This is a genomic window from Rhodospirillaceae bacterium (assembly GCA_040219235.1).
Taxonomy (GTDB): Bacteria; Pseudomonadota; Alphaproteobacteria; order Rhodospirillales; family Rhodospirillaceae; genus WLXB01.
Window position 1 is genome coordinate 75,108 of the sequence record JAVJSV010000016.1, and the last position, 24,510, is coordinate 99,617.

Here is a 24,510-nt window from a genome sequence, read left to right on the forward strand (position 1 = left end):
ATTGCTTGAGTGTATTAGGAAGGTTTCATCAAGATGAACGTCATCGCAAAGCCCAAGGCTAGGCCCAGTAATCCGAATTTCTCATCAGGCCCCTGTGCCAAGCGCCCAGGGTGGTCACCAGAGGTTCTTGCTGACGCGCTTGTTGGTCGCTCGCATCGAGCGAAACCTGCGAAAGCTAGAATTCAAGCTGTTTCAGACCTCTCAAGAGAGATTCTCGGTATTCCAGACGATTACTATATTGGCATCGTTCCCGCGTCAGATACGGGGGCAATGGAAATGTCCATGTGGTCCATGCTTGGAGAACGTGGCGTCGAGATGTTGGCCTGGGAGAGCTTTGGTGATGGCTGGGTGACAGACGTCGTAAAGCAGCTAAAGCTCAAGGATACCCGGACGCTGAAAGCTGACTATGGCCAATTGCCAGACCTGAGCGCGGTTGATTTCGACAGGGACGTTATTTTCACATGGAATGGAACGACATCAGGTGTGCGCGTGCCAGATGGCAACTGGATTTCTGATGATCGCAAGGGGCTGACATTTTGTGATGCAACCTCAGCAGTTTTTGCGATGGATCTACCGTGGCAGAAATTAGATGTGACTACCTATTCCTGGCAGAAGGTGCTCGGCGGTGAAGCTCAACACGGGATGCTGGTTCTCAGCCCTCGCGCAGTAGAACGTCTTGAATCTTACTCTCCACCTTGGCCGATGCCGAAACTGTTCCGTATGGCGAAGGGGGGAGAGTTCGACGCTAGTATTTTCTCAGGTGCAACCATCAATACCGTTTCTATGCTTTGTGTCGAGGACGCCTTGGACGCCCTTAAGTGGGTTCAATCTGTCGGTGGTCAAACCGGTGTGCAGAAACGTTCAGAGGATAATCTCGCCGCGTTGTCGGCTTGGGTAGAAAAGACGAGTTGGATCGAGTTCTTAGCCAGTGACACGGCCGAACGGTCTTGCACATCAATATGTCTCATTATTACGGCTGACTGGTTTACGTCTCTGCCGGTTGACGGACAGGAGGCGGCGGCAAAGAAAATGGTGTCGTTGCTGGATGGTGAAGGCGCTGCGTTTGATATCGGAGCATATCGAGACGCACCGCCGGGTCTGCGCATTTGGGGTGGGGCCACAGTTGAAACCAAAGATATTGAAGCTCTGTGTCCGTGGCTTGAGTGGGCTTATGAGCAAGTCATGACCGAGCACGTGGGATAAGAGATATGCCAAAGGTACTTATTTCTGACAAGCTGAGTGAGCAATCTGTCCAGGTCTTCAAAGACCGCGGTATAGATGTTGATGTTAAAACTGGGATGTCTGCGGAGGAACTGATTGCTTGCATTGGCGAGTATGATGGCCTCGCGATTAGGTCGAGCACAAAAGTAACCCCAGACGTTCTGGCTGCTGCGAAGAACCTCAAGGTTGTCGGGCGTGCAGGCATTGGCGTTGACAATGTCGATACACCAGCAGCAACACAAAGTGGTGTTGTGGTTATGAACACGCCGTTCGGCAATGCCATAACGACGGCTGAGCACGCGATATCCATGATGATGGCGCTCGCCCGGCAGATTCCTCAAGCCAATGAGTCGACGCACCAGGGCAAGTGGGAGAAGAGCCGCTTCATGGGGGTTGAGCTCTATGGCAAAACCCTTGGTTTAATCGGGTGCGGCAACATTGGGGCTATTGTTGCTGACCGGGCCCTTGGGCTTAAAATGAAGGTTGTTGCTTTTGACCCGTATCTTTCGGCTGATCGTGCAATTGAACTAGGCGTAGAAAAAGCCGAGTTTGAAGAGCTGCTATCTCGTGCAGATTTCATCACCTTGCATACGCCGTTAACCGATCAAACGCGCGGCCTGATTAATGCCTCTGCTCTTGCCAAGATGAAAAAAGGTGTGCGCATTGTTAATTGCGCAAGAGGCGGACTTGTCATTGAATCCGACCTTAAAAAAGCGCTCGAAGACGGTCACGTTGCTGGTGCAGCGTTTGATGTTTTTGAGAACGAACCAGCAAAAGAAAATATTCTGTTTGGAATGGAGAACGTCGTCTGCACGCCACATCTCGGGGCGTCAACGTCTGAGGCGCAAGAAAATGTAGCTATCCAAGTGGCTGAGCAAATGTCGGATTACCTTAACACTGGTGCCGTCACCAACGCTCTCAATATGGCTTCTGTTAGCGCTGAGGATGCGCCACGTCTTAAGCCATATATGAAATTGGTAGAGCAACTTGGCGGCTTTGCAGGGCAGATTACACAGAGTAGCATTAGTGAAGTCACGGTTACTTACTCTGGTGCTGTTGCCCAGTTAAACACGCGACCGCTTACAGCCATTGCGATTCAAGGATTGCTGTCGCCGCTCATGGAAAGCGTTAATATGGTCAACGCTCCGGTTATTGCGCGAGAGCGCGACATCGAAATCACAGAAGTCAAAAAAGAAGACTGTGAACAGTATCATACGCTAGTTACGTTAACGGTTAAGACTGAGCGTCAAACCAGGACGGTTTCAGGGACTCTTTTTGGCGACAGTTTACCGCGGTTGGTAGAGGTTAACGGCATTAACTTAGAGGCTGAAGTTGGTCCTCACATGCTGTTCCTCACTAACGACGATACGCCGGGATTTATTGGTGCTTTGGGTACGACCCTTGGAAATGCAGGCGTCAATATTGCATCTTTTCACCTTGGGCGGCCAACAAAGGGAAGCGAAGCTATCGCACTTCTCCTACTTGATCAGGAAATAGGAGATGACTTGCTATCCGAAGTCAGAAAATTACCACAAGTCCATCAAGCGCAAACGCTAGACTTCTAGGAATTGTCTGGGAATTAGATTGCTCTTGAGGGGGCAGACGGTTAGAACATCTTTATACGAAGGGGTGAGGGCGCTTCACTCGTGTATTAGTGCGCTTGCTGCTCCCTGAGACCAATCAGGCCTATAATCTTATGTCCGATACAGCTAGCCAGACCTTGCTGCCAGAAGGCTTGCGCGACGTGCTCTCACCGGATGCCGCTCGCGAAGCGACGGTTGTTGAGACCCTTTCCTCATGCTTTGAAGCAAATGGGTACGAGCGTGTGTCGCCCCCACTTGTAGAGTTTGAAAGCACTCTTCTGTCTGGGATGGGCGCTGCGACAGCAGATCGAATATTTCGGATGGTTGATCCGATTTCACAGCGCACTCTTGGGATCCGAGCGGACGTCACGGCACAGATCGCACGCCTAGCATCAACAAGACTGCAGAGGGCACCTCGGCCTTTGCGATTGATGTATGCAGGCCAAGTCCTGCGTGTGAAAGGTCATCAGTTGAGGCCCGAACGACAATTCTCACAGGTTGGAATTGAGTTGGTTGGCCCGGACAGTGTTGCAGCAGATGCTGAGGCTATCATGGTTGCTGCGGAGGCGGTCATGGCACTCGGCGTCAAGGGTCTGACAATTGACTTGGCGCTGCCGCCGTTGGTGCCGGCTATACTTGAGGCTACAAGGGTAGAAATTACCTCTGACGATGAACTTTATTCAGCACTCAACCAAAAAGACACAAAACGCATTCAGGAACTTGGCGGCGATTGTGCACAGGTTTTAGTTGAATTGGTTGAGGCATCGGGTCCTATAGACTCTGCTAAACGAAAGCTAAAAAATATCAAGCTGCCGGAAAAGGCGTCCGCATACTTGACGACACTTTTTACAGTAGGAGATCGACTGAGCCATGAGGCACCTGGATTGTCTCTTACCGTAGATATGGTCGAGAATAGAGGCATTCAGTATCATACAGGACTAACCTTTTTTCTTTTTGCCAAGGGGAGCATGAGAGAAATCGGGCGCGGGGGGCGCTACGAAATCGACCACGGCGAAGGTGTCATTGAACGGGCAACCGGCGCGACGCTGTTTGTCGACTCTTTGCTGCCAGTTTGCCCAGCAGAGAACCAAGCTCCACGTCTTTATGTTTCGTTTGGTACGCCGCGAGAAGACATTAAGAAGCTGCAGACTGATGGGTTTAGGATAATAGCATCGCTATCCACTGATGATGATTCAATGGAAAATGCAGTTAAATTAGGATGCACACATATTTTACAAAACGGTGTCGTGACCGATGTTCCCAGTAAAGGATAAAGCGACGTGACAAATGTAGCAGTGATCGGCGCACAATGGGGCGACGAGGGAAAAGGCAAGGTTGTTGATTGGCTCTCTGAGAGGGCCGACATGGTAGTGCGTTTCCAAGGTGGTCACAATGCAGGCCACACTTTAGTGATTGACGGCGAAACCTATAAACTTAGTCTCCTGCCATCAGGTGCTGTTCGCGGTAAACCCTCCATTATTGGCAATGGCGTAGTGATAGATCCCTGGGCCTTATTTGAAGAAATTGACAGGGTAACTGGCCAAGGTGTTCGTATTGATCCTGATATTCTTCAGATTGCTGACAATGCGTGTCTGATCCTGCCACTTCACCGGAATTTAGACTTAGCAAGAGAAGACGCGGCTGGAACTGCCAAAATTGGTACCACTGGCCGTGGCATAGGCCCAGCCTACGAAGATAAGGTTGCTCGTCGAGCCATTCGAGTTTGTGACCTTGCAGATCCGGACACGATAAAATTCAAAGTTGATCGTTTATTGGCTCATCACAACGCTTTGCTTAAAGGTCTTGGACAAGCTGAAATTGATCGCCAGGAGTTGATTACGGCCATTACAGAGATGGCGCCAAAAATACTGCCGTACGCAACTTCTACGTGGGAGAAACTTGATGAAGCACGCCGAAGCGGTAAGCGGATTTTATTTGAAGGTGCCCAGGGGATAATGTTGGACCTGGATCATGGAACATATCCTTACGTCACGTCTTCTAACACGGTTGCTGGACAAGCGGCAGTTGGCTCAGGGCTAGGTCCTGATGCCGTCGGCTATGTTCTTGGAATCACCAAGTCTTATACGACGCGCGTTGGTTCCGGACCGTTTCCCACGGAATTAGACGATGATGTTGGCAAGACCCTTGGCACCCGAGGCCGGGAATTTGGTACTGTGACTGGCCGCCAGCGCAGATGCGGCTGGTTTGACGCGGTCATGGTCCGGCAAGCCGTTAAGGTTGGTGGAATTACAGGGATTGCCTTAACTAAATTAGATGTCTTGGATACGTTGAAGGAACTCAAGGTTTGCGTTGCTTATGAGTTGAAAGGCAAGACAATCATGCGTTTTCCATCCGCAATGGCAGAGCAGGCAGCTGTAAAACCAGTATATGAAACGCTTGACGGGTGGAACCAAAGTACCGAAGGCGCGAGATCATGGGCTGATTTGCCTGCGGAAGCGATCAAGTATATCCGCAGAATTGAAGAGCTTATTGATGCTCCGGTCGCATTATTATCGACCAGTCCAGAACGCGAAGACACTATTCTAGTGCGCGATCCGTTTGCGGATTAGGGGAAGTCGTCAGCTTGTATCGGCAAACGGAAATGATCTAGCGGTTAATTGTTCTGTAATTGTCATATGTTGATGTAAACTGCCGAAATTGCCGTTTACCCGGCAATTGTCCTTTTTGCGTGCGCGAGTATACGACGCTCCATGGCTGAACAGGTAGCAGATTTAGAAACGGAATTGGCTTCGCCCAGTGATCAGGCGTCGTCGAATACTGGTGAGTCTGGCGCCAAAGCGGATTCAAAAGTGCCAAACGAAGCTGGACGCCAGGCTGAAAATGCGAAACAGCCCATTCCACCGCCTGAACAAGCCGTTGGCGGTAATGCTATAACCGTTCGTGATCGCTACAGTATTTATTACGACAAGCCTATTCCCAGCCTTGATATGCCTAACGCTTTAGCTTTTGAGGTCGAGGATAGAAAGCAGCCCGGACGTGCTTTGTATGCACTCGTCAGTAAGCCGGAGATGTTGGCCCGCATTAGTGTGATGCGGATTCTCAAGAGCAATGAGATTCCACACATGCTTCCGATGGTCGATTGGGGAGCCGCTGATTGGCCTCCGGCTGAGCGCAAGTGCATCATCATCATCTATCATCGACCGCTTGGCGGTCGGGTGATGGATAGCTTGACGGTCGTTCGTGACAGAATTCCGGATCATCAGTTTCCGAAGCTCATCATTAAACCTATTGCAGATGCTCTGATTGAGCTTGGCCAAAAAGGGATTACTCACCGCGCTATTCGACCAGACAATCTCTACTTCATGGACGAGACTCGCCAAAAGATTGTCCTGGGGGATTGTTGTACCGCGGTTGCCGCCAGTGAACAGCCGGCTGTGGTTGAATCAATCGAGTCTGGCATGAGCAACGTTTATGGTCGCGGCTCCGGCATGTACGCAGATGATATGTACGCCTTTGGCGTCAGCCTCATCATTCTCGCGCTTGGGCGAAATCCTATGGCTGGGAAATCTGATGCGGATGTTATTGATCGTAAAATCAAAGAAGGCTCGTATGCAGCGTTGGTTGGGGACGAGCGTCTGCCGGTCTCTTTGATTGAGTGTTTGCGCGGCTTAGTAACGGATGACCCAGAGCAGCGGTGGCAAGTTCAAAATATTGACCTTTGGATCAATGGTAAGCGGCTGACACCTGTTCAAGCGAAGGCCGAGGCGCATTCACAGCGCAGTTTCAAATTCGCTGGGAAGGAGTTTTGGTCATGCCGTCCCCTCGCTGTGGAGTTGCACCGCCATTGGGATGAGGCTGTTAAAGTTATAAGCGATGGCACATTAGAAATATGGATACGTCGTGGCTTAGAGCAGTCAGACCTTGCGGATGCAATCTCCGCTGCGACAAAGACGTCAAAAGCTATGCCCGGAGACCAGAAAGAATCCGATGATGTTCTGGTCGCTAGAATTCTTATGCTGATGGATCCAACAGCACCTATTCGATATCGCACTTTTTGTTGTCATATCGAGGGCTTTGGATCGGCATTGGCAATCGCGATGCTGCAGAAAAAATCGCTCCAGCCATATATTGATTTTATCAATAAGGATCTATGGCGTTATTGGGTTTCGGCCCAAACGACTTATCATCCTGATCATGGCCAATGGGAAGGCGTGTTCAGAGATCTAAAAAACTATCTCAAGGATACAAATTCAGGGGCAGGGATAGAACGCGTCGTTTATGAACTTAATGAGTGGCTGTATTGCCTAAGTCCCCTTATTGCCAATCAATACGTATTAGAAGTTAAGAGCGTACTGCCAGCCCTTGATATCGTCTCGAAGACAGCAAATACAAAAATGTGGCCGGTAGACCGTCACGTTGCGGCTTTTCTAAGGGCACGTTATGCGAAGGGGACTGGAACGCAAATTGACGCGATGAATGATGATCGACCGGACCGCGCAGCGACAGGAATGTTGAGTGTTTTGGCGATTGTGCAATGGCGGCTGGGACCAGAAGCTGTTTTTGGTCTTGCGAGTTGGGTTGGTGGTCTCATGGGGCCTATTATCAACAGCTACCAGAATCGCCAGAAGCGTAAAGAAATTGAAAAAGAAATTCCTAAATTAGTGCGCAAAGGCAACTTACCGGAGCTTTATAATTTTCTCGATAATCCTGAAGAGCGGCAACGAGATGCCGAGGGTTTTGCTTGGGCTAAAGCTGAGTATGCTGCGGCTGAGAAGCAGATGTACGAGCTTCAGCATGGCCAGATGGACCGCGATGAAAATGCGTTGAAGACGGGGCGTCAGGCCGGGGCAGCTGTTGCTGTTGTGATCATGCTGTTGGCTTATGCGGTTGCCCTTATTGGAGAGGCGTTTTAGATGTCTAGTACGCCAGGCCGCAGTAAAATGAATAAGAGCCGGATTTTCTTGTACCTCATGTTGGCGATTCCGATTGGTTTGATGATCGTGCCAACGATGATCGTGCTTATGTTCTCGCTGTTACCAAGCGCTGTAGCTTTTTTGATGGAGCGTGGAAAAGGCATCTATGCTGGACTTTGCGTGGGCGCTATGAATCTTGCGGGGGCATCACCTTATCTTGCTGACCTATGGTTTTCAGGTCACACCACAGAAGGTGCCTTTGAAATTATCACGGACGTTTTTGCCGTGCTTGTTATATACGGATGTGCAGCTTTCGGGTGGGCCATCTATGCGTTCACGCCGTCTTTTGTTTCAGCCTTCATGGCAATGACGGCCGGCCGGCGGATCGCTGCGTTGCAGACCACTCAAAAAGATCTCGTTTTAAAGTGGGGCTCAGACGTGCAGTCTGTGTATGAACCGGAGGCCGAGAAAAAGAACTAACGCTCTTTCTTGTCCGTTTGGATCGCGTCTAATTTTGACACAAGTATGGTGAAATCGTTAGGTAGCGTGGCCTCAAAGGTAAGTTTCTCATGGGTCTCCGGGTGTTCAAAACCAAGAACGGCAGCATGCAATGCCTGCCGCCCTAATACTTTTATAGCCTCTACAATATTTGGAGGTGTTCCGCGTTTGGCATCCCGCCCGTAGACCTGATCTCCCAATAAAGAGTGTCCTAAGCTTGTCATATGAACGCGTATTTGATGAGTGCGGCCAGTTTCCAATTCGCAAGATACATGACTGACCAAATGACCGAAGGTTCGCATCACCTTGTAGTGTGTGATAGCTATTTTTCCACCGACAGCGATGACAGACATCTTTTTTCTATTTCTAGTACTTCTTCCAATAGAGTTTTCCACGGTTCCACTCAATGGAGAGGGGACACCCCATACCAGGGCATCGTATCGTCGTTTGATCGTATGGGAAGAGAATTGCTCACTAAGGCTATGATGGGCTCGTTCCGTTTTTGCGATGACCAAAAGACCTGACGTGTCTTTGTCGATTCTGTGGACAATACCTGGACGCTTCACGCCGCCTATTCCACTCAAGGATTCTCCGCAATGCGCAAGAAGCGCATTTACAAGGGTTCCGTCGGCATTACCTGCGCCGGGGTGAACAACAAGACCCGAAGGTTTGTTGAGAACAATCAGATGGTCATCTTCATATTGAATGTCGAGCGGAATTTCTTGCGGTATTGGGTAGTCTGGTTTTGGAAGTGGTGGCGAGAGTAAAAGAGTATCGCCAGTTCTTACGCGATGGTTTGGGTCTTTTACAACTTCACCATCAAGTGTGGCATAGCCATCCTCGATTAGGGCTTTAACGCGAGAGCGCGATAGATCAGGTATGATGTCGGTTAAAATGCGGTCAAGTCGGATGCCATGTTGCTCTTCTTTGACCGTGCAACGAAAATGATTTTCAGACAATTCAACACCAAACACGTTAAGAGCAAATGTGGTACAAGAGGCGCATCAATTATAAAGTAAGTTAGTTAATGAGGGTCTTAGCATGAAAGCAGCGCAAATGCTTGTGTGGGTTATGTCTGGTATGCTGATTGCATTACTGGCCCTTTTGGTTGTTGGGTTGTCCCTTGGTTGGCATATCGACGATGATTTCGTTGTGGCGACGCCTCAAGAAACTTTAAGCGAAAAATTTTCTCTTACACTTCAACAGCCCGCCGGAACGATGATCGGTAATGTTTCTGAAGTTAACGGGCTTGCAGCCGTGTCCTTATCTGGAGGTGGCATAGGCCCACGTGTCTTATTTCTTAACCTGACAACAGGCGCGGTCGTTGGTGATTTAACTTTGGAATTTTCAGATTAAGTGATCCCGAAAAAATGACTAGCACTTTAAGTATCTCAGATGAGGCGCGAGCTCTAATGTGTGAAGCGGCGGAGCACGCCTTTCCAAAAGAATGTTGCGGTTTGCTGATCGGTGCGGGCGCGGACTCCGTCATTGTTTCCCAGGCGGTTGTTGCTCCAAACCTTTCAGAAGATCCGAACCGGTTTCTGATAGACCCACAGGTTCAGTTTGATTGGCTACGAAAGCTGAGGGGCACAAAAGAACGCATTGTGGGCCACTTTCATAGCCATCCAAATGGGTGTTCTGAACCTTCAAAAATTGATGCTGAAATGGCCATAGAAAGAGATCAATATTGGGTCATTATTCCTGTAAAAGATGGTGTGTCAGGCTGTCCACATGCCTATATAACACGGCAATCAGAAAGCCCTTTTTTGAAAGCAGCGCTCATTATTGAGTGACTGCCAAGCGTGGCTTACACATTGTTGCCCAGCTGTTCTTCTGGCATGCTCAAGGATGTGCAGAGCAGAAACAGGCAATAGGCTCAATTCCACATGAAGACTTTAAAAAACTCAGGTTTTGATCGTCGACATCTCTTCAAATCCGTCAGCGCAGTGATTGCTGGTGTGGCCGTCAGTGGGCTTCGGCCTGCTAGTGTTTCAACAGTTTATGCGGCAGCTGTAAATAATCCTATTCGGCTATTGGCAAACGAGAACCCATATGGGCCGTCTGAAAGCGCTCAGTCAGCAATGGCGGGGTCCTTGGCCGATGGCTGGCAATATGTAGGATCTGATATCCGCACCTTAACAACCCTCATCGCAGAACGTGAAGGCGTGCCTACAGACCATGTATTCGTGACTGCGGGGTCTGGTGAACTCTTGAAGATGGCCGGGTTGAGTTTTGGGTTAGAGGGCGAAATTGTTGCCGCGCGACCTACATTCTCCATGTTGATTGCCTATGCCAAACAAATAGGCGGCACAGTTCATGAAGTCGACGTTGATCAGAGCATGCAGCATGACTTGGCGACTATGGAAGAAAAAGTCACCAAGGATACGAGTCTTGTTTACGTCTGCAATCCAAACAATCCGACCGGAACATTACTGGACGCTGATGTGTTGCGGTCTTTCATTAACAGTGTCGAGCCGCGAGCGACTGTTTTTGTTGATGAAGCATATGTAGACCTACTGACTGACTATGAACACAATACTATGATGGACCAAGTCAAGGCGGGTAAAAACGTTATTCTGGCGAGAACCTTCTCTAAAATTCATGGAATGGCTGGCTTGCGTGTCGGTTACGCGATTGCACGGCCTGATCTCATTCAAAGGCTCAGGCCGTTGCAAATGAGTTTCGCCAACGTGATGGGAATACGTGCAGCGATTGCAAGTTATCAGGATGCCGAATTTCAGACCTTTAGCCGCACCAAAATAAGGCAATGTATTGATCTTACCCAAACCGCTTTTGAGGATCTGGGTCTAGCATACACGCCATCGGAAACGAATTTTGTAATGTTCGACACGCGCGGCTCGGTTAAAGACTTCGCCACCGCAATGCGTGAGCGAGGATTGTTGGTGGGGCGGTCCTATGCTCCCTTCAACAGTTGGTGCCGTGTCAGTATGGGAACTGTTGAACAAATGGCCATTTTTGCAGAAGCCACACGCAACTATTTTACGGGGTAAAGAGTGACGTATCGTATTGGGGTTATTGGAACGGGTGGAGGGCCAGCCAACAGCAGTGCGCCGCCTGCGGGTATTGCAGAGATCGCAGGTGATCGTTTTGCACCCGAACTTATCGAGACACGTTTGCGCACCTTTCCGATGACTCCCTATGATCGAAGCTTAACAACATTGGCCTATATCGACTGTGCCATAGAAGCAGAGAAAAACGGCTTTGATGCGGTATTTATAAATACCGTTGGCGACTATGGCCTCGGAGAAATACGTTCAGCGACAGATATGGTTGTTGTTGGCGCGGGTGAGGCCACCATGGCTATGACGTGCCAAACCGGAGCCCGGTTTTCCATTGTTACCATTTGGCCACCGAAGCTCAATTTTATCTACCAAGAACGCTTGCGGACCTGTGGCATGGAAGGCCGGTGTTCATCTGTGCGCAACGTACTGAGTGATAATGAGGTAGAGGGTGTTGAAGGCGCCGGAAGTACGGTTTTAGGACTGGCTGATCATAATGCGCAATTGATCGATCGGGTGCTTCAAGAGATTGAAAATGCGGTTCTAGAAGATGGTGCAGATACAATCATGCTCGGATGTACATGCATGGCACCGATTGGGCCCCAGATTGCGGCGCAGTCCGCTGTCCCGGTTTTAGAATCTATGCGGACAGGCTATGCGGCTGTTGAGTCTCTGTTGACCCTGGGCCTTCGCCACAGTCAGATAACTTATCCAAAAGCGCGCAAAGAGAACTTAAGCGCGGTTGATAAGCTGATTTCAGGACAAGGCAATCTTGACTTGGGCGGAGATTGTGAAGTGTGCATCGTTTCTGATATGGCCGCAGAATAAATGCCTTAGAGCGTGCTTGCAATTTTGTATATTCTTACGGACTCGACCCTTGCCACTGGCTGTGGCGTTTGTGAGGATACTGTTTGGGCAAGCTGACGGCAACGCTTAAACCCCTTCCACCAATGCCGCATTGAGGCCGCAATAGGTTGTGCCATGTCCTGCCTAAAGACGATGTCGTTGAACAGTTCTTTTGTATCCTCAAGTGTATGAAGATGAAGGAGTTCAGAAATCCGTTTCATTACAATGTCATGGGATTTTTTTGTGTCATCGGAGTCTGCGATCCGCACACGTTGCATAATGTCGAACACGAGGTCAGAGACCAGTCGATCTGACCGATCAGCAACGGTATCAATGCTTTCATTAATATCAGCGAGAATATCTTCTGCGATGTCGTCCTGATAAAGTGTTCGTATCTTTGCGGCTTCCATCGCGACGATGGCAGCATAGTAATAATAACGGAGCGGATGAGCTTCGAGGATGCCTCTTTTGTCTTCTAAACTCAGAGGCGTATCATCTAAGAAATTTGCTAGGCGATGCTCCCAAATAGGATAGCTTTTTTCAACAGTTTCGGCGACATCGTAGAGAAAAAGCTCTGCCGCATCTCGTGTTGTAACTGTGATTTTCGGAACCTGTTTTTCCATCTCTGTCACCACATGTTGTACGTTCCAGTTATGATAACAACGTTTTGTGGCTCATCAGGTTGCATCGATATTTGAGGCTTAGCTGTAAAGCCCAGCAAAATAGTACTTTTAGTCATCTCTCGCGCAGATACGACTTTTAAATGTTTTGTATAGAACTTCGCGCGAAGATAGACGTTGATGTCATAAAGCCTCAAAATGTGGCTAATGCAGGATGTTCTGATGGCGGCCAAGGCGACAATACAGGAAGAACGACAGGAGCGGCGTGGTTCGCCAGAATTCCGGCTGCGGGCGCAGCAGGGTTATTCGGTGTTGCGCAAGATGATAACCAGTCATGGCAGCTCGGAGATCGGTGATGATCTCAAAAACATGCCAATGATTGAAGATGTCATGCGACAAAAGCCAGAGTTGGTTGGCGCTCTGCTAAAATCTGCCTGGCAATTACGTTCAAATGAAAAACTAGCAGAGTTTTTTAAGTCGGCTGTGACGCCCGAAAAAGTTGTAGACGGGCAAGATGAATCTATCTTGCCCTGTGATCGGACGTACGAAAGCACACTCCAGTCGCATCTGTTTGGTACCGTGCGTCTTTACATGAAACAGAAAGAGAATGCTTGGGTCCAGCGAAGAGTGTCGCGTCCTGAAAGTTTAGACAAAGAAGCCGTCGGTGGGTTTGTTAACTTTTTTCGCAAGCTGTTCGGTATGAAGCCTATCGTTAACGAAAATGTGGTCCGTGAATCCTACCCGAGCCGTGGGCTCTATGAGATATTAAAGCCTTACCTGTTGCACGCAGACCAATTTAAATACATCACGGCTTACTCGGGCCTGAGTGCTAAAGGTGCCTCGATTATTGGCGACATATTTGAGAATCTCAGGTCATCTACAGCGCTAAAGGTCGCTTGCACATTAAGCCCTGACGCTTTGTTAAGCGCCCGTGGATGCGCCCGTGCTTACGCTGAGTCCGGGATCTTCGCCGAGGTATTGGAAGAAGAAAAAGAAGTCGCTAGAAAACGCACACCACAAGAGATGCGGCGCGACAGTGAAATTGCACTGCGGATCAAACAAGATACGACCGTAATTTTTGCTGACATTCTCAATAATCATATTGAAAGCTTAGACTTTGTGAAACGCCATAAAGCAGGGGCTGAAGCTGTTGTCAGAGCACTTGCGCCGCTTTACCAGGAGGAAACGTGGTCTATTTTGGCAGAGGATGGAGCCGTTGAGAACGTTATCAACTGTCCGCCGACTGTCGCAAAGGAACTTGGCAAAGATGCGCGATATATTAACGCGCAAGTTTCTAAGTACATCACTCAGATGCATTATCCCGATATCGGAAGAGATATTATTGCGATTCTCCGTAAAGAGTTGAATGAAGAAAATTTCAGACGCTCTTTGCAAGATGAAGCAGCCATTAAGGTATGGGAGACCGTTCCAGGTACCTTTAACAATCGGTTCAAGTACCAACACGATGCTAAGGCTGGAGTTAAAGAGATCAAAAATTTCAAAGACTTATTGGGTGAAGCGAAACCCATCGTTGCTGATATGAGGAACGCTTTGGGACTTGAAAAACCAAAGCGGTAATTTATTGGATTTTAGGGCACATTATAGTTTTACGAATAGAGAACCAGATTTGCGCAAATCCTATGCGACGAGTAGTTTACAAAAATATTTTACAGCTAACGTAACGGGGCGGCAGCAATGGGCGATACGGAACGGGCACATCCAGATGCAATTTTTCTACGCTTTACCGGCTCAAAGGGCTATGGCTTTACCTATATAGACGAAGAGGCCTACGCAGCGGCGGCGGATCATTTTCTAGCCATAGCACTCGCGCGGGAAGAAGAAGATACCCCAGCAATGCGGCGAAAGGTCTGTCATGATCAGTTATGGCGGGTGTTTTCTGATCCCATGGGAGAACAGTATTCCTGGCATAATGTCCGATGGATTGCGGCAGCTACGGTGCGCGATAAGTTCGGCTACGAAGGCCCTTCACCTCGCGTAGTTGTTGTTGAAAATGCTGAGGATGACTCTGGTATCGTTATTCGTTCTGGCGACGAATTTCTGAGTCACCCCGGCTGGCCGAGGGCTTTAATCATTGGTCACCCTGCGATTGGCGGTGGGCCGGCTACATTTTTTTCGTCGGATGAGAGTTTTCAACTGACGGCTAAAAGCCCGATGTCAGATGACCTGTGGTTGCCGCAAATCGTTGCGCGTCTGTATGAAGTAACCCCATCTGTTGTAATGGGAATGCCGAAATCTGACAAAGAGGGGAAGATGCAGGTTCAATGCAGAGCGCTCGCGTTTGGGACAAAAGCGAGCTTAAAAGAACGAGTGAACGCGGCTTAAGAGTCGTCTGTATCTTCGAGGCTGATCAGGGCCTCAATATCGCGATCTGCCAGCTTCACCGCTAAGATGAGTTTGGTCACTCTAACGTCTAGCGGTTCTTTTTCATTCTCGTTGTCGTCCGCATTAAGGCCATCAGCGTGCACTGCCGCTTCAAGCCGTTCTGACATTGCTGCGACACCATCGTGACCCAGAGCCCTCACGCTTAGCTCCGGGCCACGCATCAAAAATCCAGAGAATTTTGCAATGTCTTCCAGAATCGAATCCAGAGCGTCTTGATCATGGCTGTATTGCTGTGCCCATGTGTACAATAGCTGCCGGATACCGCCGTCAATGGGCCGTATATCAATGTCTTGGGCAACCCATGCCCGATCTAAGACCTGAAATGCCGATTTTCGCTTGCTTCCGAAGCCAAGGATATCGAGACTAAGAGCCATGGTAGATGATCCAAATACGCCCAAGCCCGACTTGCCTGGTGTTCAAGAGTGCCAAAAGTGCTCCGCGACCTTCAGGTGGGAGCCCAGTAACCCTTTAGCGGAAACGTCTCCACTTGTCGCCCGCTTGGTTAAACCAAGTGATACCTGCGATTGTGGATACGGTAAAATCGGTTCTACGACTCCAACAACGGCAGATTAGGGCCTTAGCAATCCTGGCCTAGGATAATCCGATTCTATCATTGTCGAGCGTGACAGCTTTGATGAGCGAATAGATAGGCATATTTTTTTGGAGACTCAATCTCTCCGCTGCCAGTCGCGTAATCTGGGCCCAAAGAAAAACAGGTCGCTTTGCAGAACCAATGTTAACCTGCACATCGACCACTGGCCGTCGTGGAGATTCTAGAATTGAGTTGATGTTACCTTCCAGGATGTTCAACACGCTTACTTTTTCAGGACGTTCCAAAGCTAAGGAAACATCCTGAGGTCTAACTTGGACCCGCACATGTGCGCCTGCAGGAAGGTTGAGCTTTGTGACCATTAGGACTTGGCTGGAGACGGAAAGGCGTGAAAGGCCATGCCTTTGATCATGGTCGGTTACGATCGCCGCTAATACAGTTCCCGCATCGCCACCTTCAGCCAAAGGAGTCAGATCCATTTGCCCCGTGATGTCTTCAACAGAACCAAACGCTTTGACCTGCCCATGGTCGAGGACGGCGAGCCACGTTGCGAGCCGGCGGATCTCAGACAAGCTATGAGAAACGTAGAGGATCGGTAGGTTCAAGTTGTGTCGAAGGTTTTCCAGATAAGGCAAAATTTCGGCTTTATGGCTCGGGTCTAGCGCCGCGAGAGGCTCGTCCAACAACAGAAGGCGGGGGTTCGCCAACAACGCTCGTCCAATGGCGACGCGCTGACTCTCGCCCCCCGATAAACGGTGAATGGGCCGGTCTAAGAAACCTTCTAATTCCAACATTTTGACAATGGCGTCGAAGGAGAGTTCCGGACGTTCTGACGGGGGATTAAACCGTCGGCCAAAGTTTAGGTTACCCTTGACGTTCAGGTGAGGGAACAAACGGGTGTCTTGGAAGACGTATCCTATTCGACGTTGTTCCGGCGGCACCCAGGCCCCGTTTTGGGTGTCGCACAATACGGTGCTATCGACTTCGACGCGGACAAAGTCAGGACGAAGAAGTCCTGCGATAATTTTGAGAAGAGTTGTTTTTCCAGAACCTGAACGCCCGAATATTGCGGTTACGCCGGTATCGGGTGTCTTGAGGCTGGCGTCTAGACTAAAGACGTTTGAGCCATCTACAAATCGATGTCCTGCTTCAACTGTGAGCATCAATCACTTCCCAATCAGCTGAATACTGCTGCGGCGGGCTAACCATTCCGAAACGAGCAAAGCAACAAATGCCAGAAGCAATGAGAGCGCCATAATGCGCAAGGCTACCGGGTCACCACCCGGCGTTTGAGTGGCTGTATACAGAGCTAGTGGCAAGGTCTGGGTTTCACCAGGAATGTTCGCAGCAAAGGTTATGGTCGCGCCAAATTCACCAAGAGCACGGGCAAAGAACAGCAACGCACCGGTCAGAATTCCAGGCATCACCATAGGAAGCGTAACAGCAAAAAAGGCTTGCCGGTGATTGGCTCCGAGTGTGGTCGCAGCTTCTTCTAAACGAGGGTCAACAGCTTCTAGCGCTTGGCGAATGGGGCGCACGAAAAGCGGGAAAGCGACCACAGAGGCGGCAATGGCTGCACCTTGCCACGTAAACACAAGGCTTACACCGAACCAATCGAAAAGCGATGCTCCGATTACGCCTTGCCGCCCGAGTAAGATCAGCAAGAGATAGCCGATGACGACGGGCGGCATAACCAGGGGAATGTGCACGATCGCGTTCAGCACAGATTTCCCCCTGAAGTCTTTTCGCGCCAAGACCCAGGACAGAGCGAGCGCGACAGGAAACGTCCACACAATACTCCAGATCGAGATTTTCAGGCTGACCTGCAGGGCCTCGAGTTCGAGCGGGGAAAGGGCGATCATGTTTTTATGCGGCCGCGCTAAAGGAATTCATTGCATCAAAAGCTTGCGCGAGGTCATCAATCAGGTCTTTGGGGTTTTCTAATCCAACGTGCAGGCGAATGGTTGGGCCTGTGGCCTTCCATTCTGAAACTGGGCGTTTGATAGAGTCTCCGGACGTTGACATGGCGAGGCTTTCATAACCGCCCCAACTGAAACCGCGCAGAAAGATGTTCAGCGCATTCAGAAAATGATCGACTGCGGCCTGACTGACGCGCTGCTTAAACATAACACCGAACAAGCCGTTTGCTCCCGAAAAATCGCGCTGCCATATTGTGTATCCTGGGTCTGACTTAAGAGCTGGATACATCACCCGTTCGACTTCGTCCCGCTCGCTTAGCCAAGTGGTTACGGTGCGTGCGTTTTCTTCGTGACGTTGCAGCCGAACACCAAGAGTGCGTAGTCCACGGAGTGCCAGGTAGGCATCGTCCGGGCTTAGTCCATAGCCAAACAAAAGGGAGGTCCATTTTAATTTTTGATGCATGTCGTCGTCGTCAACACACAGCGTACCGATGGCAACATCTGAGTGGCCGCCAATGTATTTGGTACCTGACTGCACAGAGATATCAATGCCAAGCGCGGGGGAGTCGATGAGCAACGGCGTCGCCCAGGTGTTGTCGGCCATGATAAGAATGCCATGCTGTTTAGCGACGGCTGCTATTGCTGGAATGTCGGTCATGTCGAATGTGAGTGAGCCGGGACTCTCAAGAATAATCATTTTGGTGTTTGGCCGGATGAGCTTTTCGACGTTTGCTCCAATTGACGAGTCAAACAGTTCGGCATTTAATCCCCAGCCCTTCAGGCGGTCGCAGCAGACAAGGCGAATAGGGCCATACACATTTTCGGCCACCAGTATATGATCACTGCTGCTGCACAATCCCAATATTGAGATGAGAATCCCAGCCATGCCGCTGGGCAGGGCCAAGCAGTGCTTGTACCCTTCTAGATCAGCGATGGCCTCTTGCAATGCCCAATGGGTCGGTGTTCCGGCGCGACCATAGGCGAGCACACCAGGTGGATGCTTGGATCGCTGCCGCATTTCTTCAACGGTTGCTGAGACAACGGTCGAGACCCTGAAGACCGGGGGATTTACAGCACCATCAAAGCGCTCTGGGTGCGCTCCACCATGAACGAGGCGCGTATCCTGATGCCGTCCGTCCCTCTTGTTTGACATTCTGTGAATCCCCCACCGTACCTTGACCGCATTGTGGCCTGAGTCGGGAGAAAACGAAAGCAGTAGCTCAAGCTGCGTCGGCGTTAGGCCCCAGTTTCTTTAGAGCCGCCAGTGGGCTGGCTTCTATGTCTGTGGACAAGGTTGCATTCCATTTGTTGAGAAAACCGAAGAGGGCGATGACGCTCACAATTTCGCAGATTTGGTTGTCGTCAAAGTGCTTCTTGAGTTCATCAAAATCTTCATCTGTGACTTCAACCGGAGCATGGCCTGCGCCCTGTGCGACCCGCATCGCGGCGCGCTCTGCATCGCTAAACAGAGGGCTGCGCTCGTAGTCCCAGATGGCTCTAATTTTCTCTTCATCAATACCGGCCATATCAGCGCCGTGCACAGTGTGAGACTGACAATAAACACAGCCAGCAGCGGAGCTGGTGATGATGGAAACCAGGCGTTTAATTTCATTCGAGACCAAGCCGTCTTTTCCGTAAATGGCCCAGGTCAAGCCGCTGAGACCTTCCATCAAGCCAGGCACACGAGCAAAGGTCAGGCCATCATTGGCCTTGAACCCCATCTTGGATTGGCCCTGCTTCATGCGCTCCTGAAACTCAGCGGGCAAGGATTCTATGGGAAGGGGATCAATACGTGGCATGAAAAATCCTTTGCGAGTGTTGATTAGGCGGTCGGTCCCGTGACCACTGGCGTATCAGCATCACTTCCCCAGTCAATCCAGGAGCCATCGTATATGGCGACATCCTCTTTGCCGAGCAGATAAGCCCCAAGAGCAACGGTGCAGGCTGTTACGCCAGAGCCACAGGTTGTGGTGACAGGCTTCGAGAGGTCAATGCCTGCGGCCTCAAATTCAGATTTAAGGCCATCAGCCGATTTGAAGGTTTTCGTTTCTGGCGTGAATAAGTAATTCCATGGCAGATTCAGGCTATTGGGAATATGGCCAGAGCGCAGTCCTGCTTTGGGTTCTGGGTCCGTCCCAGCAAATCGTCCGGCCGCGCGTGCATCAACAACTTGGTAGGCTGCGGCCTCAATGTTGTTTTGAATGTCCGACTTATTGCGGACACGCGGTTGAGCGTCTTGGCTTGCTCTGTAGGTCTGAGGAGTAACGTCGGGAACATCAGTTTCCAAGGTCCGGCCTTCGGCTTTCCATTTCGACAGGCCGCCATTCAAAACAGCCACTTTTTTATGGCCAAAGGCTCGGAACATCCACCACACACGTGCGGCAGCGCAGCCGCCACCAGCGGCATCATAGATCACCACAAGGGATTGATTGCTGACGCCGAGAGCTCCGACTTTTTGGTTAAAGACTGCCGCAGACGGCATGGTGTGATCTTGGTCGGCGTCTGGGTCGGCAACGTCATTAATGTCGAAGAAAACTGCGCCGGGCAGGTGACCGCTTGCGTACTGTTCTGTGGCTGGTCCTGTGCCGCCGGGCACAAAATATGAGGCGTCTAAAACGATGATATTCTCGTCGGCGAGGTGATTAGCGAGCCACTCCGTGGAAACGAGGGCGTCGGGATTGGCGTAACTCATGGACGGGCTTCCGTGTCTGTCGGTTAGTCCCCCATCCAAGGCGGGATTGGAAGGCCCTTGGAGCGGAGAAATTCAGGATTATAAATCTTACTCTGATAACGGCTGCCATGATCGCACAAAATTGTGACGACGTTCGCGCCGGGATTTAACTTTTTCCCAATACGGATGGCTGCTGCCACGTTAATTCCGGTCGAACCGCCCATCACCAGGCCATCATGCAATACCAGATTGTAAATGGTCTCTAGCGCTTCTGGGTCGAGGATCCGTTCTGAGTCATCTATGGGGGCGTCTTTGAGGTTGAGCGTGACACGGCCTTGCCCAATCCCCTCAGTGATTGAGCCGCCTTCGCTGGTGAGTTCGCCCTTTTTGATGAAGTTATGAATCACCGATCCGCCCGGATCAGCGGCGACGGTGAGAACGTCTTTAGACCGTTCTTTGAGCGCTATGGATATCCCCGCGAGGGTACCCCCGGTGCCAACAGCGGTGGTGAAGGCATCGACTTTACCGTCCAGGGCGTCCCAAATCTCAGGGCCTGTGCTTTGAATATGGCCGTCGCGATTGGCGATATTGTCAAACTGGTTGCAGAAATAGCCACCAACCTCATCAGCCAGGCGTTTCGCCACATGAACATAGTTGTTCGGGTCTTTATAAGGAACAGCGGGCACTTCCTTCAGAACAGCCCCGCAGGCTCTGACCGTATCTTTTTTCTCCTGGGCTTGGGTGTCTGGCATCACAATGATCGATTTATAACCCAGCGCGTTGCCGACCAGGGCGACGCCGATGCCCGTATTACCGCCAGTCGCCTCCACCAGAGTACCGCCGGGCTTGAGCAGACCACGTTTTTCGGCATCTTTGATCATGTATAAGGCGGCGCGATCCTTTACAGAACCGCCTGGGTTCATGAATTCAGCTTTGCCGTAGATATTGGCACCCGAGACCTCTGAGGCCCATTTCAGACGAATGAGGGGCGTATTACCAATGGCGGCGATAAAATCTCCGTGTACGGGAGTCTTCATGGTTTTGTCCTAGAACTTGCGATGATAGGACCGCAGCATAGGATTAAGCACCGCGCGGTCCAAGAAGAAGCCGGCCCAGATGGGCTCACATGTCTGTCATATGAGAAGGATTCCCCAAAATGGTTGAGAGCCGTAAAATAGAATTCCCCGGTCATTCAGGCGAAGCCCTGGCTGCACGCCTGGATATGCCGGACGGAGACCCTAAAGCTTATGCGTTATTTGCCCACTGCTTTACCTGCTCAAAAGACGTTTTTGCGGCGTCTCGGATCGCCTCTGAACTGAGTGCCCATGGGATTGCGGTGCTGCGGTTTGACTTTACGGGGCTGGGAGCTTCCGAGGGCGAATTTGCCAATACGAATTTTTCTTCAAACGTCCAAGACCTGCTGCACGCCGCAGACTATTTGAGAGATAATTTTGAAGCACCCGCTTTGCTGATCGGGCATTCCCTGGGCGGTGCTGCGGTTCTGGCTGCGGCCCCCGAGGTGGGGGAGGCGAAAGCTGTTGTGACCATCGGCGCACCCTCGGATGCAGCGCATGTGTCTCATAACTTTGGCGCAAAGCTCGATGACATTGCCAAAGACGGTGAGGCGGAGGTGGAACTGGCGGGCCGCACGTTCAAGATTAAGAAACAGTTTCTGGACGACATTGAGGGGCAGAATGTGCTGGACGCGGTGGCTGGCATGAAAAAGGCGCTGTTGGTCTGCCAGGCCCCGCTTGATGAAACCGTGGGCATCGACAATGCCACCAAGATTTTCGTGGCGGCGAAACACCCCAAGAGCTTTTTGTCGCTGGACAGCGCCAATCATCTTTTGAGCAAGAAATCCGATGCGATTTATGCGGCGCAATGCATTGCGGCCTGGGCGACACGTTATATCGGTGTGCTGGAAACCAAGGCTGATGCAAGCAAGTCTGAATCCGATCAACCGGAAGAGGGCACCGTTGAAGTCGCAGAAGCCGGGACGGGTCAGTTTACACAGACCATCCGCGTCGGGCCGCATGTGCTGACGGCGGATGAGCCTGCGGGAGTTGGGGGTGATAACCGAGGCCCGACGCCCTATGACTATATTTTAAGTGGTCTGGGGGCTTGCACCACAATGACGCTGAGAATGTACGCCAATCGTAAAGACTTGCCCTTGGAGAAGGTTTCTGTGGTTTTGAAACACTCAAAAATTCATGCTGAGGCGTGTGCTGACTGCGAGACCAAAGAGGGTAAAATCGATGAAATCTCCCGCACCATAACTTTGACGGGAGACCTCAGCGAAGAACAGCGTGCAAAACTGCTCGAAATAGCCGACAAATGTCCCGTGCACCGCACTTTGGAGAGTGAGGTCAAGATCCGCACAAAGCTTGATGATTAGCCGAAGCAAAGAACCTGAAAGACGCCACGTATGAGTTCCGAACCGAAGATGAACACGCAATGGGTTCTGGCTGAACGGCCGGTAGACCGCGCGGTCCGGAAAACGGACTTCAGGCTTCAGGAAACACCGATTCCAAAGCCCAAAAAGGGCGAGTTCGTCATCCGGGTGATTTATGCCTCTCTGGCCCCGGTGATGCGGTTTTACATGCTTGATGGCGCTGGGATCGAAGCCCCACTTGAGATTGGCGAGGTGATGCGCGGTCGTGGTGTTGGGCAGGTGGTCAGTTCTAAGAACCCAGATTACGTCGCCGGAGACATCGTCCACGGCAAGATGGGCTGGCAAGAATACGCGGTTGCCGACGGCTCAGACTACTATCTGATGTTTAAGGTCAATCAGCGCGTTGTGCCGGTTTCAACGGCACTCGGTGTATTGGGTATGACAGGTTTTACGGCCTATTTCGGGCTGTTTGACATTGGCAAACCCAAGGCTGGCGAGACGGTTCTGGTGTCGGGCGCGGCAGGCGGTGTTGGTTCTAATGTGGGGCAAATAGCCAAGATCAGAGGCTGCAAAACCGTTGGCATCGCGGGCTCGCACGAGAAGTGTAAGCTGCTGACGGAACGCCTTGGCTACGATGCCGCGATCAATTATCGCGATGGCGATATAGGCGCGCAGATGGATCAAACCTGCCCCAAGGGGATTGATGTGTTTTTCGACAATGTGGGCGGCGAAATCCTTGATGAAGGTTTGGCCCGGATCAACAAATACGCGCGGGTTGTGTCCTGCGGACAGATCAGTCAGTACATTGGTGATGGTAGCCCGCGACCTCTCAAAAATGCATATAAAATCGGGCGTCTCAATGCTCTGATGCAGGGCTTCCTGATTTACGACTATGCGCCACGTTTTGCTGAGGCCGAAAACGATATGGTGCAGTGGATCAACGAGGGGCGTTTGACCTATCAGGAAGATATTCTGGATGGCATCGAGCGGATGCCTGAAGCTCTGATCCGGCTGTATGACAGCAAAAACCAGGGCAAGCAGCTGGTGAGAATTAGTCCCGATCCGTTCTAATTAAGTTCAGTTTTTTGGCCCCCCCCCTCGGTTCGAGATTTTCTGTTGGGGCTCTCCCCCTTGGAACGAGATTTTCTTGTTGGGGCTCTCCCCTTGGTTCGAGCCCATGCACGACTGGTTCCTTATTAACGAGCCCATGCACGTATGATTGGGGGAACGAGCCCATGGAACTGCCTCGGCCCACCCCCTTGGAACGAGCCCATGCATAATAAAGTTACCCGTTAGCAAAATTACGTGCTGGCAAAGTTACCCAGCGGCACCCCAGACGGCGACAACGATGGTCAGGATGCCAAGTGCTAAATTGGTGGCAACGATTTTGCGGACTTTCTGCAGAATCTGGCCTGCGGTGGCGAAATCGCGCGCATCGGCGGCCATCTTAAAGGCGCGGAAAGGACCGTGATTGAGATAGAAAAAGAGCCCGGTCATGATCAAGGCCAGGGTGAACATGGTGTCCACATGGGCACCCGCGCTGCCAAAGCCCGAGAGCACAAAGAACATCATGTGAATGCCCGTGGCCCAGAGAATGATGACGGTCACGGCAACCCAGCGGAGGAATTTCTGTAGGGTTCTGCGCCACAAGGGCAGGGCTTCTTCCGGCGGAACCCCAGCCATGGAGGGCCGCAGCGCCATGTAGGCAAAGAACATTCCGCCCACCCAAATCACGGCGGCGAGGGTATGAAGGGTATTGGATAGGTTCCACAGCATGGCAACAGGCTCCTAGCGGTCATATTCAACAGGGGTCTTAATTTTAAATTTTAAACGTCTATTGCAGTATTAGGCGTGGTCGCCGTGTGCAGCAAGGTTAAGATGCACGATGTTCAAAATGGTATGCTGATCTATTT

The 24,510-nt window shown here is 50.9% G+C and carries 24 protein-coding genes; 14 read left to right on the forward strand and 10 right to left on the reverse strand.

Annotation, left to right across the window (positions count from 1 at the left end; translation table 11 throughout):
- Nucleotides 1–33 precede the first annotated feature (33 nt).
- From RIC29_14915 to RIC29_14940, 6 genes are all read left to right on the forward strand, one after another.
- A complete protein-coding gene (locus RIC29_14915; protein MEQ8736216.1) occupies nt 34–1,203 on the forward strand; it encodes a phosphoserine transaminase in 1,170 nt (389 codons plus the stop codon).
- A 5-nt stretch (nt 1,204–1,208) separates the two neighbouring features.
- Entirely contained in the window at nt 1,209–2,786 is a 1,578-nt protein-coding gene (gene serA / locus RIC29_14920; GenBank protein ID MEQ8736217.1) for a phosphoglycerate dehydrogenase, read from the forward strand.
- A gap of 131 nt (nt 2,787–2,917) precedes the next feature.
- Nucleotides 2,918–4,078: an ATP phosphoribosyltransferase regulatory subunit gene (locus RIC29_14925; protein MEQ8736218.1), complete on the forward strand. Its 1,161-nt coding sequence runs from the start codon at nt 2,918–2,920 to the stop codon at nt 4,076–4,078.
- Nucleotides 4,079–4,084: 6 nt separating this feature from the next.
- Entirely contained in the window at nt 4,085–5,374 is a 1,290-nt protein-coding gene (locus RIC29_14930; protein MEQ8736219.1) for an adenylosuccinate synthase, read from the forward strand.
- Nucleotides 5,375–5,515: 141 nt separating this feature from the next.
- Complete coding sequence (locus tag RIC29_14935) at nt 5,516–7,678, forward strand: protein kinase family protein (protein ID MEQ8736220.1); 2,163 nt, start codon at nt 5,516–5,518, stop codon at nt 7,676–7,678.
- Nucleotides 7,679–8,158: a hypothetical protein gene (locus RIC29_14940; GenBank protein ID MEQ8736221.1), complete on the forward strand. Its 480-nt coding sequence runs from the start codon at nt 7,679–7,681 to the stop codon at nt 8,156–8,158.
- Here RIC29_14940 and RIC29_14945 read toward each other — a convergent pair.
- A complete protein-coding gene (locus RIC29_14945) occupies nt 8,155–9,135 on the reverse strand; it encodes an RluA family pseudouridine synthase (GenBank protein ID MEQ8736222.1) in 981 nt (326 codons plus the stop codon). The two genes, RIC29_14940 and RIC29_14945, sit on opposite strands and share 4 nt — an antisense overlap.
- A gap of 82 nt (nt 9,136–9,217) precedes the next feature.
- On the opposite strand from RIC29_14945, the gene RIC29_14950 reads away from it, so the two are divergent.
- The 4 genes from RIC29_14950 (at nt 9,218) to RIC29_14965 (ending at nt 12,024) form a co-directional block, all read left to right on the forward strand.
- Nucleotides 9,218–9,532, forward strand: a complete 315-nt coding sequence (locus RIC29_14950) for a hypothetical protein (protein ID MEQ8736223.1) — start codon at nt 9,218–9,220, stop codon at nt 9,530–9,532.
- A 14-nt stretch (nt 9,533–9,546) separates the two neighbouring features.
- On the forward strand, nt 9,547–9,969 hold the full coding sequence (locus RIC29_14955; protein MEQ8736224.1) for a M67 family metallopeptidase: 423 nt from the start codon (nt 9,547–9,549) through the stop codon (nt 9,967–9,969).
- 93 nt (nt 9,970–10,062) lie between these two features.
- A complete protein-coding gene (locus RIC29_14960; GenBank protein MEQ8736225.1) occupies nt 10,063–11,187 on the forward strand; it encodes a histidinol-phosphate transaminase in 1,125 nt (374 codons plus the stop codon).
- A 3-nt stretch (nt 11,188–11,190) separates the two neighbouring features.
- The gene (locus RIC29_14965) at nt 11,191–12,024 is read left to right on the forward strand and encodes an aspartate/glutamate racemase family protein (GenBank protein MEQ8736226.1); all 834 of its coding nucleotides are present in this window, start codon (nt 11,191–11,193) and stop codon (nt 12,022–12,024) included.
- A 5-nt stretch (nt 12,025–12,029) separates the two neighbouring features.
- Here the strand turns inward: RIC29_14965 and RIC29_14970 are convergent, their stop codons facing one another.
- Nucleotides 12,030–12,665 carry a hypothetical protein gene (locus tag RIC29_14970; GenBank protein MEQ8736227.1) on the reverse strand — a complete coding sequence of 212 codons (636 nt, stop codon included), beginning with the start codon at nt 12,663–12,665 and terminating at the stop codon, nt 12,030–12,032.
- Nucleotides 12,666–12,884: 219 nt separating this feature from the next.
- Here RIC29_14970 and RIC29_14975 point away from each other — a divergent pair, with 219 nt between their 5' ends.
- Nucleotides 12,885–14,240 carry a hypothetical protein gene (locus RIC29_14975; GenBank protein MEQ8736228.1) on the forward strand — a complete coding sequence of 452 codons (1,356 nt, stop codon included), beginning with the start codon at nt 12,885–12,887 and terminating at the stop codon, nt 14,238–14,240.
- 117 nt (nt 14,241–14,357) lie between these two features.
- The gene (locus RIC29_14980; protein MEQ8736229.1) at nt 14,358–15,005 is read left to right on the forward strand and encodes a hypothetical protein; all 648 of its coding nucleotides are present in this window, start codon (nt 14,358–14,360) and stop codon (nt 15,003–15,005) included.
- Here the strand turns inward: RIC29_14980 and RIC29_14985 are convergent.
- The 7 genes from RIC29_14985 to RIC29_15015 all read right to left on the reverse strand — a co-directional run bounded on the left by RIC29_14985 (nt 15,002) and on the right by RIC29_15015 (nt 21,242).
- Nucleotides 15,002–15,439: a hypothetical protein gene (locus tag RIC29_14985; GenBank protein ID MEQ8736230.1), complete on the reverse strand. Its 438-nt coding sequence runs from the start codon at nt 15,437–15,439 to the stop codon at nt 15,002–15,004. The two genes, RIC29_14980 and RIC29_14985, sit on opposite strands and share 4 nt — an antisense overlap.
- Nucleotides 15,440–15,656: 217 nt before the next feature.
- Nucleotides 15,657–16,778, reverse strand: a complete 1,122-nt coding sequence (modC, locus tag RIC29_14990; protein ID MEQ8736231.1) for a molybdenum ABC transporter ATP-binding protein — start codon at nt 16,776–16,778, stop codon at nt 15,657–15,659.
- Between the two features lie 3 nt (nt 16,779–16,781).
- Nucleotides 16,782–17,477, reverse strand: coding sequence for a molybdate ABC transporter permease subunit (gene modB, locus RIC29_14995; protein ID MEQ8736232.1), 696 nt, complete (start codon nt 17,475–17,477; stop codon nt 16,782–16,784).
- Between the two features lie 4 nt (nt 17,478–17,481).
- Entirely contained in the window at nt 17,482–18,687 is a 1,206-nt protein-coding gene (gene metC, locus RIC29_15000; GenBank protein MEQ8736233.1) for a cystathionine beta-lyase, read from the reverse strand.
- 67 nt (nt 18,688–18,754) lie between these two features.
- On the reverse strand, nt 18,755–19,333 hold the full coding sequence (locus RIC29_15005; GenBank protein ID MEQ8736234.1) for a carboxymuconolactone decarboxylase family protein: 579 nt from the start codon (nt 19,331–19,333) through the stop codon (nt 18,755–18,757).
- 23 nt (nt 19,334–19,356) lie between these two features.
- The gene (locus RIC29_15010) at nt 19,357–20,226 is read right to left on the reverse strand and encodes a sulfurtransferase (GenBank protein MEQ8736235.1); all 870 of its coding nucleotides are present in this window, start codon (nt 20,224–20,226) and stop codon (nt 19,357–19,359) included.
- Nucleotides 20,227–20,249: 23 nt separating this feature from the next.
- A complete protein-coding gene (locus tag RIC29_15015; protein ID MEQ8736236.1) occupies nt 20,250–21,242 on the reverse strand; it encodes a cysteine synthase A in 993 nt (330 codons plus the stop codon).
- Nucleotides 21,243–21,361: 119 nt separating this feature from the next.
- Between RIC29_15015 and RIC29_15020 the strand changes: the two genes are divergently transcribed.
- A complete protein-coding gene (locus RIC29_15020) occupies nt 21,362–22,600 on the forward strand; it encodes a bifunctional alpha/beta hydrolase/OsmC family protein (GenBank protein ID MEQ8736237.1) in 1,239 nt (412 codons plus the stop codon).
- Nucleotides 22,601–22,630: 30 nt separating this feature from the next.
- Nucleotides 22,631–23,668, forward strand: coding sequence for an NADP-dependent oxidoreductase (locus RIC29_15025; protein MEQ8736238.1), 1,038 nt, complete (start codon nt 22,631–22,633; stop codon nt 23,666–23,668).
- Between the two features lie 246 nt (nt 23,669–23,914).
- On the opposite strand, the gene RIC29_15030 is transcribed toward RIC29_15025, so the two are convergent.
- Nucleotides 23,915–24,373, reverse strand: coding sequence for a hypothetical protein (locus tag RIC29_15030; protein MEQ8736239.1), 459 nt, complete (start codon nt 24,371–24,373; stop codon nt 23,915–23,917).
- Between the last annotated feature and the right edge of the window lie 137 nt (nt 24,374–24,510).

Bases quoted from the DNA above. Each gene is read 5' to 3' on its own strand.
- RIC29_14915 (MEQ8736216.1), top strand. From the start codon at position 34: ATGAACGTCATCGCAAAGCCCAAGGCTAGGCCCAGTAATCCGAATTTC.
- serA (MEQ8736217.1), top strand. From the start codon at position 1,209: ATGCCAAAGGTACTTATTTCTGACAAGCTGAGTGAGCAATCTGTCCAG.
- RIC29_14925 (MEQ8736218.1), top strand. From the start codon at position 2,918: ATGTCCGATACAGCTAGCCAGACCTTGCTGCCAGAAGGCTTGCGCGAC.
- RIC29_14935 (MEQ8736220.1), top strand. From the start codon at position 5,516: ATGGCTGAACAGGTAGCAGATTTAGAAACGGAATTGGCTTCGCCCAGT.
- RIC29_14940 (MEQ8736221.1), top strand. From the start codon at position 7,679: ATGTCTAGTACGCCAGGCCGCAGTAAAATGAATAAGAGCCGGATTTTC.
- RIC29_14950 (MEQ8736223.1), top strand. From the start codon at position 9,218: ATGAAAGCAGCGCAAATGCTTGTGTGGGTTATGTCTGGTATGCTGATT.
- RIC29_14955 (MEQ8736224.1), top strand. From the start codon at position 9,547: ATGACTAGCACTTTAAGTATCTCAGATGAGGCGCGAGCTCTAATGTGT.
- RIC29_14960 (MEQ8736225.1), top strand. From the start codon at position 10,063: ATGAAGACTTTAAAAAACTCAGGTTTTGATCGTCGACATCTCTTCAAA.
- RIC29_14970 (MEQ8736227.1), bottom strand. From the start codon at position 12,665: ATGGAAAAACAGGTTCCGAAAATCACAGTTACAACACGAGATGCGGCA.
- RIC29_14975 (MEQ8736228.1), top strand. From the start codon at position 12,885: ATGGCGGCCAAGGCGACAATACAGGAAGAACGACAGGAGCGGCGTGGT.
- RIC29_14980 (MEQ8736229.1), top strand. From the start codon at position 14,358: ATGGGCGATACGGAACGGGCACATCCAGATGCAATTTTTCTACGCTTT.
- RIC29_14985 (MEQ8736230.1), bottom strand. From the start codon at position 15,439: ATGGCTCTTAGTCTCGATATCCTTGGCTTCGGAAGCAAGCGAAAATCG.
- modC (MEQ8736231.1), bottom strand. From the start codon at position 16,778: ATGCTCACAGTTGAAGCAGGACATCGATTTGTAGATGGCTCAAACGTC.
- modB (MEQ8736232.1), bottom strand. From the start codon at position 17,477: ATGATCGCCCTTTCCCCGCTCGAACTCGAGGCCCTGCAGGTCAGCCTG.
- metC (MEQ8736233.1), bottom strand. From the start codon at position 18,687: ATGTCAAACAAGAGGGACGGACGGCATCAGGATACGCGCCTCGTTCAT.
- RIC29_15005 (MEQ8736234.1), bottom strand. From the start codon at position 19,333: ATGCCACGTATTGATCCCCTTCCCATAGAATCCTTGCCCGCTGAGTTT.
- RIC29_15010 (MEQ8736235.1), bottom strand. From the start codon at position 20,226: ATGAGTTACGCCAATCCCGACGCCCTCGTTTCCACGGAGTGGCTCGCT.
- RIC29_15015 (MEQ8736236.1), bottom strand. From the start codon at position 21,242: ATGAAGACTCCCGTACACGGAGATTTTATCGCCGCCATTGGTAATACG.
- RIC29_15020 (MEQ8736237.1), top strand. From the start codon at position 21,362: ATGGTTGAGAGCCGTAAAATAGAATTCCCCGGTCATTCAGGCGAAGCC.
- RIC29_15025 (MEQ8736238.1), top strand. From the start codon at position 22,631: ATGAGTTCCGAACCGAAGATGAACACGCAATGGGTTCTGGCTGAACGG.
- RIC29_15030 (MEQ8736239.1), bottom strand. From the start codon at position 24,373: ATGCTGTGGAACCTATCCAATACCCTTCATACCCTCGCCGCCGTGATT.